The sequence below is a fragment of the Candidatus Vagococcus giribetii genome (assembly GCF_017316185.1).
Lineage (GTDB): Bacteria > Bacillota > Bacilli > Lactobacillales > Vagococcaceae > Vagococcus > Vagococcus giribetii.
The window spans coordinates 44438-58029 of sequence record NZ_JAFLVX010000021.1; the positions used below are offsets into that span (position 1 = coordinate 44438).

The window sequence follows — 13592 nt, forward strand, 5'->3', positions numbered from 1 at the left end:
AAAAGCTGACAAATTTTGTCAGCTTTTTTTATTGACTGCGTGGTTACCTCATACTTTATACTCTACCTATCAATCAAAGGAGTGATCAGTATGACCGTTATTATCCAATCAGGAACCCATTACACCAAAGAACAATTAATTGAACCCTTACAAGAGTTAATTTTTACAGGCTTTCAAGCCAAATTCACCCATCGATTTTTTACTAATGACGAAGCAACATTAATCGCAAAAGCTTTAAGCTATTTTCTCTCATCAGAAAAACCTAGTAGCCTACTCATTGCTGAAAAAAATGGCAAAATTTGTGGCTGCCTGTATATGATTTCAAAATCAGATCAGTCAAAATTACTCAATCATTATTTAAGACAACCATTCTCACTCAGTAAACAGGTAAGAATGTGGTTACTATTAGGATTTCTTTCTCACGTACCAAAAGACAATGAGCTTCATATAGACTTCATCGCTGTCTCTCCTGTCTTTAGAGGGCTTGGTATCGGAAGACAATTAATTACTTGCTGCAAAGAGCTTTGTGATAAAGATTACCTAACTCTCCACGTGGCAACTTCTAACCAGAACGCTTGTCATCTCTACTTTTCAGAAAACTTTGAGACAACAAAACAACTAAGTAGCTCAATTGGACAAACTATGACTGGAATCAAAGATTGGTACTTTATGCGCTGGGAGAAAACAAAGAAAGCCGTCCTTTGTACAGAACCCTCTTTTATTGATACAATCTAGATAGTAACCAACTACGTAAAGGAGATATCGCAATGAAATTAGGTATTATCTTAGAAACAAAAGAACATGAAAAAGCGTGGAATGCATTTCGTCTTGGTGTTACCTCTCTAAAAATGGGACATGAGGTTCAATTTTTCTTAATGGGAGAAGCCGTTGAAGTTGAAACCATTCAAGATGACGTCTTCAATGTGACACAAGAAATGGCAAAATTTGAAGATGAGGGTGGTACGCTCTTAGCCTGTGGTACTTGCCTAAAATCTAGAGAACTAGAGGATAAAACAGCCTGTCCTATCTCTACCATGGTGGATTGTGTCCAGTTAATCGAATGGGCAGATAAAGTTGTCACGTTTTAAGTAAGCAAAAAGACTTTCCAATGCTTGATAGCAATTGGAAAGTCTTTTTTAATCTTCTATAACTTTTATTAAAAATTCATACATATTCGATTCCACTGGGTTAGCTAATTTAAAGTCCATCTCTACAACATTTTTTAGTTTCCCATCTGTTGTTGGTTTTTGCTTTTGTTCAATGGTTTCTTTTATAGGCGTCATTTCACCTAGATAATAGAAATCAATTTCATTGTCTTTTTGACTATATTTTCGCTTGATAAATAGGTGAATGTGCCAATCATCCGGTTGTTTCAAGATTTCAACCTCTGGAGAATTAATCGTTCTTGGTGATTTTGTAAACCATCTAAACGTACTTTCATCTAAAAATTCATCTTCGTAGGCCATTAGAGACGCTTTGAAGTCTTTTCCTTTATCAAGCGTTACAAAAATAGTGAAATGATGATTACTAAATGTATAGCCACCAATACCTTGTTCATTCTGTTTAAAGTCCATATTAAGTAAGCGCAAAGCATCTTTACGACGATATTTTTGATATATTTCTAAAGGCGTATGACCCATATACCGTTGAGACTTTACTAAACCAGTTTCAATGACATCTAGCATTAACCTATTAAAATAAGTATTGAGCCAGAATTGTTTCAACTTGTCTGTCACAACTAGACAATCATCCTCTATTCGGAACAATTGTCCTGGCATATAATTTCTTTGCTGCACTGCTTCATAGAAAGATAGCGATAACACCTTAACTGTTGATTGGGCGTCATCTTCTGTAAAATAAATGTCTTTTTCCTTAAACAACTGCTTCATTTCTTGATAAGACAACGTTTTTCTCTTTGTTTCAAAAAAGTGAGCTAATACGACTAATTCATGAGGTCTAATTCCTGAAAGTAATTCCACAGATACGAACTTCAACGCTATCTCTTCCATTTCTGATAAACTTCCTTCAGCTTCACCAATACGTGTTAAAAATTGATAATAAGTCTTTTCTTTACCAATAATAATCAATGGGTCTAAACTTCCCTGCTCTTCAAAATTTAGTAATCCTGGCACATAATTTAACCGATTTTTAAGAGCTATATAATGCTTCTTCAATTCAGCCATTGAATCCAATTTAGCTTGATCAATCGAGCTAAAGATACGCTCTTTTGCCACTTGTTCAAAATTAATCGCCGATAAGCCTGACATATACGTCACATCTATCGTATCTCTTCTTAAATTACTTTTATTACGTGAGCTATCACCTGAGAGAGCCATTGGAATCATGTAATTATTTTTGTAATTCCCAATAAAATCAATCACTGTCACAAATTCTTTTGAGTCATCTTTTCTTAGACCACGTCCCAATTGCTGGATGAAAATAATACTGGATTCTGTATTTCGCAGCATAACAATTTGGTTAACTTTAGGAATATCAATTCCCTCATTAAAAATATCTACCGTAAATATATAATTAATCTTCCCCTCTTCTAAACGAGTTATTTCTAATTCCCGTTTATCTAAGTCATGGTCTCCAGTTAAATAAGAACTGGGTATTCCTTTCTTGTTAAACAAGTGAGATAACTCTTTGGCTTCTTCTTTGCGGCTACAAAAAACTAATCCCTTTGCTTGATTACCGTAGCAACCATAATAGTTAATCTTCTCAATCAAAAATGACACACGCTCTTGATTCACTAAATAGCTTAAATCAGAGGTTTCATTAATCATCAACCCATTTTTTTCGTAATCCGTCACACCAAAATAATGAAAGGGACAAAGTAAATCCTCTTCTAAAGCTTCTTGCAACCTTATCTCGTAAGCGACATGGTAATCAAATAATTCGAAAATATTAAATCCATCTGTTCTTTCTGGTGTGGCTGTCATTCCAAGTAAAAAATCAGGTTCAAAAAAATCAATTGTTTTCTGATAAGAAGCTGCTCCAGCTTTATGAACCTCATCAATTAAGACATAATCAAACGCTTTTGCCCCTAACTGCTCTTGGTAAGTGTCCTTTGAAACAGTTTGAATAGTTGCAAACAAGTACTTAGCTGTCATTTCCTTAGAGTTTCCTGATAAGATACCATAATCACTATCAGGTCCTCCTAATATTTTTTTAAAAGAGGCCATTGCCTTTTTAAGAATTTGTTCTCTATGAACAATAAACAACATTCGCTTAGGTTTAAATTGACGCGCATCAAAAGCTGCTAAATACGTTTTTCCTGTACCGGTTGCTGAGACAATCAATCCCCGTTTAGCTTTAGTTCCACGCAAATCTTTCAAATTTTTCAAAGCCACTTGCTGCATCTTATTTGGAACAATATAATCCTGTCTATCTTCATTCACCGTCATAGTCATTTGGTGAATCATCTGAACATTTATAACAGGTTGATAATATCTTTTAAACTCACAAATCCATTCATTTGTCAGTGGTGTGCTTTCTGCCCATTCTTCCTCTAAATGTGTGCGAATAGATGAAATCATTTCACCATTATCATACGATGTTAACTTAACGTTCCACTCATAATTTTGCTTTAAAGCTGACATAGTTAAGTTAGAACTCCCAATAATAAAACTATGATGATCTTCCATCTCAAACAAATAGCCTTTCGAATGAAATCCTTCTTTTTCCGAAATTCTAACTTCAACATTTGGTAAATTGACTAATGACTCAAACACCTCTGGTTGATTAAACCCTAAATAAGTAGATGTTAGTATTTTCCCAGAAATACCTTTTTGTGCTAAATCTGCCAGCTGAGCTTTAATGGCATTTAAGCCACTTTGAGTGATAAAAGCAACAGATATAAAGAATGAACGACATTGTTTAAAGTCATTCTGAAGAGTCGTCAGTAAAAAATCATGTTTCTTCGGGTTATTAATAATAAACTTTGGATTTAATTTATCACTTGGTGTGACTTGGTCTATAAATGCTTTTTTAAGTGCTAGCTCTAGCACATCCATACTTATCCTCCTATTGCAGTTGCCTGTAATTTCTCAACAGTTGGTATATCTGCTGGTGCCCATTCAAGAGATATTAATTCATCTCTACTTAACCATTTAGCTTGAAGATGCTCCGTTAATTTAGGTTTCCCTTGTTCCAAATAACAAATAAATGTTGTTAGATTAACGTAACCAAACTCATACTCATATCGGCAAAAAGCAAACTCTTCTTGCTCTATCTTTACAGTTATTTTGAGTTCTTCATCTAATTCTCTTTCTAAAGCTTCAATTTTTGTTTCTCCTGCTTCAATTTTTCCACCGGGAAATTCCCACATTAAAGACAAAGCCTTCTCTGGTCCACGCTGACAACACAGGATTTTTCCATTTCTAACAATAACAGCTCCAACAACATGTATCTCTTTTTTCATCTATATAGTACCTCTTGTTTTTTTATTCTTATACTTGTTAAGGATCCCATAAAAACTCAAGTTGTGCAATGATAGAATCCCTATAAATAGTCAATAGTTTACTATTTTCCGTAGTGCTAAGGAAAATTAAATTTTGATAAGAAAACGTTACCAACTTATAATTGATTTAAATAAAAAAACAGGAGTGATCATATGACTGATAAATTACCAGAACAGTTTTTATGGGGTGGCGCAGTAGCTGCTCATCAATTGGAGGGGGCCTGGAATGTTAACGGAAAAGGAGTTAGTGTAGCTGATGTTATGACTGTAGGAACAACATCGAGTTATCGCTCTATTACTGAAGGCGTGCTAGAAAATCAATATTACCCAAATCACGAAGCAATTGATTTTTATCATCATTATAAAGAAGATATCAAGTTACTAGCTGAGATGGGCTTTAAACGCTTCAGAACGTCTATAGCCTGGACTCGTATTTTCCCCAATGGTGATGAAACTGAACCTAATGAAGCCGGTTTAGCCTTTTATGATGACTTATTTGATGAATGTTTAGCATATGGCATCGAACCTATTGTTACTCTTTCTCATTTTGAAATGCCTTATCATCTGGTCACTGAATATGGTGGCTTTAGAAATAGAGAAACGATTGACTTCTTTGTTAATTTTGCCCAAGTCTGTTTTGAACGTTACAAAGATAAAGTAACGTACTGGATGACTTTTAATGAAATTAACAACCAAGCAAATTTTAATGAAGACTTCGCTCCTTTTACCAACTCAGGTATTTTTTATCAAGAAGGAGAAAACAGAGAAGCAATTATGTATCAGGCTGCTCATTACGAATTAGTTGCTAGCGCAAAAGTTATTGCCATTGCTAAAAAGATCAATCCTAATTTTCAAATTGGTTGTATGATTGCCATGGCTCCTGTTTATCCTAAAGATAGTCGACCTGAAAACAACTTAATGGCTCTTAAAATTATGGAAAAACGATACTTCTTTACAGATGTTCATGTCTACGGTGCATATCCTAAACACATCTTAAATTATTGGGAACGCAATCATATTAACTTAGATATCACTGAGAATGACTTAGATATCTTAACTAAAGGCACCGTTGATTACATTGGTTTTAGTTATTATATGTCTCATGCTACTGAATACAGAGAAGACAACATTCACTATGATTATGATGAAACAAAAGATTTAATTAGAAATGAATTTGTTGAAGCGTCGGATTGGGGTTGGCAAATAGATCCCGTCGGATTAAGATATGCCTTAAATTGGTTTACTGATATGTATCGTCTACCTCTGTTCATCGTTGAAAATGGCTTTGGTGCTTATGATAAACTGGAAAATGATGACTCTATACATGATAGTTATCGAATTGATTATCTAAGCTCACACATCAAGCAAATGAAAGCTGCAGTGGTTGAAGATGGCGTAGACTTGATTGGCTACACTCCTTGGGGATGTATTGATTTAGTTTCTGCTGGGACAGGCGAAATGGAAAAAAGATATGGCTTTATCTATGTTGATAAAGATAATCAAGGGAATGGCTCCCTTGAACGAAAAAGAAAAGATTCATTTTATTGGTATCAAAACGTCATAAAAACAAATGGTGCCGAACTATAAAGGAGAGATTACAATGAAAAAAGTATTAATTATCTGTGCAGCAGGTATGTCATCTTCCATGATGGCATCAAAAACGACCAACTATTTTAAAGATAAAGGTCTAGAAATTTTTGTTGATGCTGTTTCAGCAACAGAAGGAGACAAAATGATTAAAAATAGTGATTTTGATTTATTTTTAATCAGCCCTCAAACAACGATGTATTTTGATAAATTTAAAAAATTAGGCGATGGCGTTAATAAACCCGTTGTCAGTATTCCTTTCCCAGCATATGTCCCTATCCCTACTGGTATTCAAAAAATGGCAGAATTGATTGAAGAAAATATTTAAAGATGGGAGTGTATCTGATGAATCAAAAGGAATACAGCATAATGAAATCCCTATTGGAAAATCAAGGTACATACATCACTAGTCAATCTCTAGCTACTGAGCTTTCTCTATCAGATAGAACCATACGAACCTACATCAAAAAAATGAATGACATCCTTAGTCATCAAGGAGCTATAATTCACTCAAAAACAGGATATGGCTATCAATTAGATATTTTGAACCGAGGTAAATTCGATCTATTTCTAAAGAGACAAACGGTCAAGCTTACCTCTCTTCTAGAAACACCACAAATAATGGAAATCGAAGATCGACAGAATTACATTTTGAATAAATTACTCTTAGAAGATGCTATTTTAAATTTTGACGAATTAGCCGAAAAATTATTTATTAGCCAATCCAGTGTCACAAAAGATGTTAATGAAATACGTGAGCGCCTCAAGCCTTATCATCTAACTGTTGTCTCAAAAACAGGCGTTGGTTTTTGGATTGAGGGAGATGAACAAGAAAAAAGACATTTTATTATGGACACTTTCTTCGGTAAAAACTATAACAATCCTTTAAGAGAACACATTGGAAACAGTGATTTATTTCAAGATATTTCCTTTGAAGAGCTGACTATCATCATTTTAGATGAAGCTCGAGAAGAACGACTAAAGATATCAGATATCATTATTCAAAACCTTGTCTTACATTTATCTTTAGCAATAAAAAGAATTAGTGAAGGATTTGAATTAAAAGATTCTGGTATTCTCATCGATGATAACAACGTAGCTGAATATAAAGTCGCTAGTCACATCATAGAACGTGTCGAAAAGAATTTAGCTATCACATTTCCAAAAGAAGAGGTTGGTTACTTAACCCTGCATCTCATGGCAAAATCCAATAATAAAAATAGTCAACGTGATACGGAATTAAGTGACCATCTCGTTTATGTTCTTCAACATATGTCTCAACAGTTAAATGTCAATTTAGTTGATGATTATCAATTATTTAATGGCTTACTGGAACATTTAAAACCAATGCTTGTCAGATTAGAACAAGGAATCATTTTAAAAAATCCTTTAAAAAAGACTATTCGTTCCAATTTTCCTGAAGCTTTCGATCTCACAAAAAAATACCTTAGTCAATTACCTGAGCTACAGCCCTATCTAATCAATGAAGACGAGTGGTCCTATTTATCGCTTCATGTTATGGCTGCTCTTGAAAAGGCTAAAAATACTCGTAAACTTCAAGTTCTTATTATTTGTGCTACAGGATATGGTAGTGCTCAACTATTAAGAAATCGTGTAACTAATGAATTTGGGAGCTACATTAATGTTGTCGATGTCTTAGGTTATTACGAACTAAATGAAACAAGCTTAAAAAATATTGATTTGATTATTTCTTCCATCAATTTGTCTTCTGTTCTCTTTAAGGTACCTATGGTTCACGTCAGCGTGTTTCTCAACACACAAGATATCCACCTAATCAAAAAAGAGATCAATCAAATAGGACAACTTGAAATGAAGGACCAGCCAAAAAAACAATACAACCAAAAAAACAGTGGTCGTCAATACATTGAAGAGCACCTGACGTCTGATCACTTCATCATTTATGATGTACCACCTACTAAAGAACGACTTATTTCAGAACTACTTACTCGTTTAAGTAGTGGTGAAGACCCTCACTACATCAAAAAAATGACTACTCAAATTCAACAACGTGAGTCTATGGGAGAAATCGTCTTTAGTGACACAATTGTCGTTCCACACCCCGCACAGCCAATAGGTATTACCACAAAAATGGCTGTAGCTGTTGTGCCGGAAGGTATGGTTTGGGATCATGAAAAACACATTAAGTTCATTTTTCTCATTTCACCTTCTTTCATTGAAAATGAAGGTATCACCCACTTAACCAAAGCCATCGTCAGACTTGTAGACGATATTGAAACACAAGAACAGATTTTATCTAACATTACATTTAACAATTTTCGCAACCATTTTATCAAAATAACAAATCAGGAGGAGGCAGATTAAATGGAAAACACAGAAGAGTTACAAGTAGTCGCATTTGAAATCATTCTACATAGCGGCAATGCACGTACAAGCATTCACAAAGCTTTCTCTTTTATGAGAAATAAAGAATTTATCGAAGCCGAAGCAATGTTAGATGAAGCTAATAACAGTATTTTAGTGGCTCATCAATCTCAAACTAAACTATTAAAAGACTATGCGAATGGTAAAAAAATAGAAATGGAGATCATCATGGTTCACGCTCAAGACCACTTAATGACTACTATGACATTACTAGAAGTAGCTAAAGAAATGGCATTTTTATACAAAGAAAGATAACAGAAAGGAGAAAAAACTTTGAACAAAGCAGCTGAGGTCAATAAAAATAAGCTAAGTATCAAGGTCATGTACTACAATCGTTTTTTAATGGTCCGCTACTTTACGGCCACGTTTTTCTTCGCTAATCTCAACTGGTTAGCATTCATGATTTATAAGCAATCAATTGGTTGGCTTATTCCAATGTCTTTAATGCTTCTACAGCTTCTACCTATAGCTGAGCAAATCAAACTTTACCGAAAACCAACTAATGAAACACCACGTACCAAACAATATTACTACCTGCAATTAGCTGTTAATATTCTGCTGATTGTCAGTATCTTTACTCCAGCATATAATCATTTATTCTTTTTTATGAATCAAAATCAAACAGGAAAAACAGTTACCTTGCTCTTTTTGCTAATTGGTTGTCTACTAGCCATTAGCGTTATTCGTAGACTTAATAAAATAGAAAGCAACACCGACAAACAATATCATCGTGTTAAACAATATGAAAAAATCTTAGGAGTTTAAGAAAGGAGTAACACAATGTTTAATTTTCTGCAAAAATACTTAATGGGGCCTATGGGGAAAGTCGCACAATTCAAAGTCGTTAGAGCTGTTATGGCCGCTGGGATGGCTTCGATTCCCTTTACAATTGTTGGTTCAATGTTCCTCGTTTTAAATATCTTACCTCTGCCGTTTCCGGCTTTAGAAGGTCTGTTTAATGCTACTTTCTTCAAAATAAGTGATTTATACATGATTGCTAATACCATGACTATGGGAATTTTATCCGTTTATTTTGCTATTGTTTTTGCTTATGAATTAACTTCCATTGAAAGAGATGAACAAGAAGTAGATGTTAACCCATTAACAGGTGCATTACTTTCTGTCTTTGCCTTTTTCATGTGTATCCCTGAATTAGTTATGTCAGATGGAAAAATCACCTTATTAAGAAGTATCACAGAATCAGAAACAGTGGTTAATGGTATCAGAATGGGCGGTTTCGTTGATCGTTTGGGAACTTCTGGTATCTTTACTGGTATTATTATGTCTTTTATCGCCGTTGAACTCTACGTCCTATGTGTTAAGAAAAAATGGGTCATTAAAATGCCAGAAGTGGTACCACCAGGTGTTTCACGTTCCTTTACAGCTTTAATCCCAACATTTGTTATCGCTTTTGCTGTGATGATAATAAACGGTACTTTAGTTGCTTTAGGAACAGATATCTTTAAAATCATTTCAATCCCATTTAGTTTCGTTACCAATATAACTAATACTTGGTTAGGGGTTATGGTAATTTACTTCTTAATTCATGCCTTATGGATTGTAGGTATCCACGGTGCCAATATCATTACATCATTCTTAACACCTATTGTACTTGCTAATATGGCTGCTAACGCTAATGGTGCTGCAATTCCTTTAGCAGGTGAATTCAATAACGCTTATGTAACTGTAGGAGGTTCTGGTGCAACTCTTGGCCTAGTTATTTTCATTGCATTCCTTGCTAAATCTGATCAATTACGTGTTTTAGGAAAAGCGTCTCTTGTACCAGGTCTCTTTAATATTAATGAGCCAATTATTTTCGGTATGCCGATTGTTTACAACCCATACCTTGCCATTCCATTCTTCCTAGCACCTATGGCTTCTGCTTCATTAGCTTATTTTGCCATTAAGCTAGAAATTGTTAAGCCTGTGATAGCTCAAATGCCTTGGCCATCTCCAGTAGGTATTGGTGCTTTCATTGGTAGTGGTGGTGACTGGAAAGCTGCAGTTTTAGCTATTCTTTGCGCTGTGTTAGCCTTTGCTATTTGGTTCCCATTCATCAAATTCTATGACAGCAAACTACTTAAAGAAGAACAAGAAAAAGCTGCTGAATTAGCTGCATAATAATAGAAAAGACACTTCCAAAACCGGAAGTGTCTTTTCTTATTTTTTCGTTTCCATCCCACTACTTAAACGTCGTAATTTTATCAGCAGATACTCTAACTGACTCATAGCCAGCTTCTTTTTCTTTACCAATCGAAACTATCATCACTGGTACGTAACGCTCTTTATCTAAGCCAAACGCTTCGGCTAACTGATCTTCCTCAAATCCCCCAATTGGGTTTGTTTCATACCCATGAGCACGTGCCACTAACATAAACTGCATAGCCACTAAACTAGTATCAATTTTGATGACGTCATTCATTTTAGACTCAGAAAAACTCTCGTAATAAGGAATAATCGTTGCTAGTTGCTCATCTCTAACTTCTTTAGGCATTTTGCCTTCAGCAACAGCTTGATCATAGATCTCTTCTCCTAATTCATAACATTTTCTATCGCCAAATAACAATACCATTGCAGATGACGTATCATTTTGTAGCTTGTTAAAACGAATCAATGGTTTCAACTTACTTTTTTCCTCATCACTTTCCACAACAACAAAGCGCCATGGTTGCATGTTTACAGAAGAAGGTGCTGTAGTTGCTTCTTGAATCATTTCTAACATTTCTTCCTGTGATATCTTATAAGTCTCATCATAGTGACGGACTGATTTTCTTCCAAATGTAATAGCTGAAAAATCGTTATTGCTTATATTTTTTGACATATCTATTCCTCTTTCATCAAACTAAGTTAGTTAATAGTTCTAATAATGTTTTTTCTTCTTGCTCCGTTAAACCAAGGTCAAATTTCTTTTCTGCCTTATGTTTAGCATCACACGTTTCTAGAGATTGTAAGGCACTATCTGTAATAGTAACCATCACTTCTCGATTATTCTCTTTATTTCGCTCACGTGTCACATAATTCTTTTCTTCTAAGATCTTTAAATGCCTAGTGACTGCTGCGCTATCAATCTTTAAAGCCGTTTGAATGAGCGATTGAGAACAAGGTGCATTCTCTCTTAGCACCTGCATTAACTCGTAACGCGTGATACTAAAACCTGTCTGCTCTTCAAATTTAGTCATCATTTCTTGATTAGCTAATTTCAATTGATATAGTAATTTACTCGTTTCTCGTAAGTCCATCTCTCTCCCTCTCTTTATATGACAAATCAACAGTTGACTAGTCAACTATAAACGTAAAGCTTACTTAAAGAAAGTAATTTGCTCAAAACAAAAAAACATCTCCACTAAGGAAGATGTTTTTTTAGAATTAATTCTGCAAACTGCCCATATTGTTTGACCTCTACTAAATCAAATAGCTGCTTACCTTCTTTTTGCGTAAACAACGGCACACCCTCACCTAGCAAGACAGGTGCAACTTGCACGTACATCGTCTCAATCAAACCCTTATCTAGTAAAGGCGCTATCAACGTGTTGCCTCCAACTACCCACACATTCTTATCCTTAGGTAGTGACTCGACAAATTCCACAACATCTTCTGAAACAAACTTAAATAATGGAGACTCTAAACCTTTTTCATGGGTGAACACAATATTTTCTGTCGGCCCATAAAAGTCCTCTAGATTGTCCATGTCTTTAATCTCATCATAAGTCTTCTTCCCAAGTAATAACACGTCCATCTCTTGGTAAAAGCTCTCATAACTAGTTTCTTCCACTGATCCTAACTCATGAAGCCAGTTAATCTCGTGATTCTTATCGGCTAAATACCCATCCAGAGACATACATCCATAAAAATAAACCGCCATTGTTCTTTCCTCCCGTCTAGCTAATCAAGCAACAACTAACTCTCCTGATAAATAAACCCTGAATATTGTTTTATCTTACCATTTTTTAGATGTGAACCAAAGAAATGGTTATAATCAAATGTAAATAAATCCTTTAGCTTCATCGTCTTATTTCCCACTGGGTAACTATTATTACCAATTAGTTGTTTCTTATTAAGTGTCGGCAAAAAGCCAATACCAGCATAGGCACTCGATACCTTTGTTTGAACCTTCTCATCAGAAGAGACATACAAACATTCATTAAACGATATCAATGTGATATCATTGCGGAAAAACTGACGCCATGTTTGCTTGAATGCCTTTAAAAAAGCTTCATATACCTTAAAATGAACGACCTCATCAAAATACTTAATCTCATCAGTTAAATACACACACTCAAGAGTCGCCCAACGATTAATCGCTAACCCAGTCTTCATCATTAAATCCTCGTGGAAATTAGTTCCCACCACTTGTTCATAGAGTCCTTTAGCAAATGAATAATTCTCTAGCGTACTATCAGAAATAGAATCAGCTGCATCGATAAAGTCATCGTCAAAGTGACTTGAATGGCCTACAAGCTTCATCACAGGCACCTCTTCATAAGAATCAGACCCATCTTTTTTCAATAGATGATACGTCGCATAAAACCTGAAAAAAGAAGCATTTAATTCCTGAGCCTCTGACGGAATCTTAAAAGAAATATCAACAAAGCTCCCCTCTAACTCATAACTAGTTTCAAAATCCATAAAAACGCCTCCTTGCTTTTTATATTTTACCGAACATGTGTTCTTTAGTCAATATAAAAAAATCCCTAAAAAGGGATTTTGATCTGCTATCTAGTTAAAGATTTTTGGACCTTTACGCATGTTTTTACGGTCATTTTTAGGCGCTTGCATTTTTTTAGATGCCTTACCACCTGATTGTTTATTTTTAATCAGTTCAAGCATTTTTTCTTTTTTATCCATTAACGTTACCTCATTTTCTTCCAATTTCTTGATAAGAATACTTTATTTTGACTCATAACACAAATAAAATTTGCTAATTTTGACAGAAAATAATGCAATAGATACAATAAACTCATAAAGGTGGTGTTTAGATGAAATTAGTACATATAACAAAAGATAATCTAGAAGAGTGTATCAAGCTTTACATGGACACTTTCTCTAAAGAGCCTTGGAATGATGTCTTTGAATCAACTGATAAAATCAGATCCTACTTCCTCAACTTCATGGAGAATAACCAGTATATTGAATAATTCAT

Annotated in this window: 16 protein-coding genes; 9 read left to right on the forward strand and 7 right to left on the reverse strand. The window is 34.7% G+C overall.

The annotated features are described in order from the left end of the window. Nucleotides 1-90 precede the first annotated feature (90 nt). Together DOK76_RS08840 and DOK76_RS08845 are read left to right on the forward strand one after the other, a co-directional pair. On the forward strand, nucleotides 91-735 hold the full coding sequence (locus DOK76_RS08840) for a GNAT family N-acetyltransferase (RefSeq protein WP_206966915.1): 645 nt from the start codon (nucleotides 91-93) through the stop codon (nucleotides 733-735). A 32-nt stretch (nucleotides 736-767) separates the two neighbouring features. Next, nucleotides 768-1088, forward strand: coding sequence for a DsrE family protein (locus DOK76_RS08845; RefSeq protein WP_206966917.1), 321 nt, complete (start codon nucleotides 768-770; stop codon nucleotides 1086-1088). A gap of 48 nt (nucleotides 1089-1136) precedes the next feature. On the opposite strand, the gene DOK76_RS08850 is transcribed toward DOK76_RS08845, so the two are convergent. Beyond that, a complete protein-coding gene (locus DOK76_RS08850) occupies nucleotides 1137-4016 on the reverse strand; it encodes a DEAD/DEAH box helicase (RefSeq protein ID WP_206966920.1) in 2880 nt (959 codons plus the stop codon). Between the two features lie 2 nt (nucleotides 4017-4018). Further along, nucleotides 4019-4423 (reverse strand): (deoxy)nucleoside triphosphate pyrophosphohydrolase, encoded by a 405-nt coding sequence (locus DOK76_RS08855; RefSeq protein ID WP_206966921.1) that lies wholly within the window; start codon nucleotides 4421-4423, stop codon nucleotides 4019-4021. 192 nt (nucleotides 4424-4615) lie between these two features. On the opposite strand from DOK76_RS08855, the gene DOK76_RS08860 reads away from it, so the two are divergent. The 6 genes from DOK76_RS08860 to celB are packed head-to-tail and all read left to right on the forward strand — an operon-like array spanning nucleotide 4616 to nucleotide 10573. Beyond that, nucleotides 4616-6049, forward strand: coding sequence for a 6-phospho-beta-glucosidase (locus DOK76_RS08860; RefSeq protein WP_206966923.1), 1434 nt, complete (start codon nucleotides 4616-4618; stop codon nucleotides 6047-6049). A gap of 13 nt (nucleotides 6050-6062) precedes the next feature. After that, nucleotides 6063-6377 carry a PTS cellobiose transporter subunit IIB gene (locus DOK76_RS08865; RefSeq protein WP_206966925.1) on the forward strand — a complete coding sequence of 105 codons (315 nt, stop codon included), beginning with the start codon at nucleotides 6063-6065 and terminating at the stop codon, nucleotides 6375-6377. Between the two features lie 17 nt (nucleotides 6378-6394). Then, nucleotides 6395-8392, forward strand: coding sequence for a BglG family transcription antiterminator (locus DOK76_RS08870; RefSeq protein ID WP_206966927.1), 1998 nt, complete (start codon nucleotides 6395-6397; stop codon nucleotides 8390-8392). Further along, nucleotides 8393-8707: a PTS cellobiose transporter subunit IIA gene (locus DOK76_RS08875; RefSeq protein ID WP_206966929.1), complete on the forward strand. Its 315-nt coding sequence runs from the start codon at nucleotides 8393-8395 to the stop codon at nucleotides 8705-8707. It begins immediately after the preceding gene. 18 nt (nucleotides 8708-8725) lie between these two features. Further along, nucleotides 8726-9217 carry a hypothetical protein gene (locus DOK76_RS08880; RefSeq protein ID WP_206966931.1) on the forward strand — a complete coding sequence of 164 codons (492 nt, stop codon included), beginning with the start codon at nucleotides 8726-8728 and terminating at the stop codon, nucleotides 9215-9217. 15 nt (nucleotides 9218-9232) lie between these two features. Beyond that, the gene (gene celB, locus DOK76_RS08885; RefSeq protein WP_206966933.1) at nucleotides 9233-10573 is read left to right on the forward strand and encodes a PTS cellobiose transporter subunit IIC; all 1341 of its coding nucleotides are present in this window, start codon (nucleotides 9233-9235) and stop codon (nucleotides 10571-10573) included. A gap of 61 nt (nucleotides 10574-10634) precedes the next feature. On the opposite strand, the gene DOK76_RS08890 is transcribed toward celB, so the two are convergent. The 5 genes from DOK76_RS08890 to DOK76_RS13260 all read right to left on the reverse strand — a co-directional run bounded on the left by DOK76_RS08890 (nucleotide 10635) and on the right by DOK76_RS13260 (nucleotide 13297). Then, the gene (locus DOK76_RS08890) at nucleotides 10635-11273 is read right to left on the reverse strand and encodes a nitroreductase family protein (protein ID WP_206966935.1); all 639 of its coding nucleotides are present in this window, start codon (nucleotides 11271-11273) and stop codon (nucleotides 10635-10637) included. A 16-nt stretch (nucleotides 11274-11289) separates the two neighbouring features. Continuing rightward, complete coding sequence (locus DOK76_RS08895; protein WP_206966937.1) at nucleotides 11290-11691, reverse strand: MarR family winged helix-turn-helix transcriptional regulator; 402 nt, start codon at nucleotides 11689-11691, stop codon at nucleotides 11290-11292. 104 nt (nucleotides 11692-11795) lie between these two features. Beyond that, nucleotides 11796-12314 (reverse strand): dihydrofolate reductase family protein, encoded by a 519-nt coding sequence (locus DOK76_RS08900; protein WP_206966939.1) that lies wholly within the window; start codon nucleotides 12312-12314, stop codon nucleotides 11796-11798. Between the two features lie 35 nt (nucleotides 12315-12349). Beyond that, nucleotides 12350-13078 (reverse strand): hypothetical protein, encoded by a 729-nt coding sequence (locus DOK76_RS08905; RefSeq protein ID WP_206966941.1) that lies wholly within the window; start codon nucleotides 13076-13078, stop codon nucleotides 12350-12352. Between the two features lie 90 nt (nucleotides 13079-13168). Then, nucleotides 13169-13297, reverse strand: a complete 129-nt coding sequence (locus DOK76_RS13260) for a hypothetical protein (protein ID WP_255521706.1) — start codon at nucleotides 13295-13297, stop codon at nucleotides 13169-13171. 131 nt (nucleotides 13298-13428) lie between these two features. Here DOK76_RS13260 and DOK76_RS08910 point away from each other — a divergent pair, with 131 nt between their 5' ends. After that, a complete protein-coding gene (locus DOK76_RS08910) occupies nucleotides 13429-13587 on the forward strand; it encodes a hypothetical protein (protein ID WP_206966943.1) in 159 nt (52 codons plus the stop codon). The last annotated feature ends 5 nt before the right edge of the window (nucleotides 13588-13592 follow it).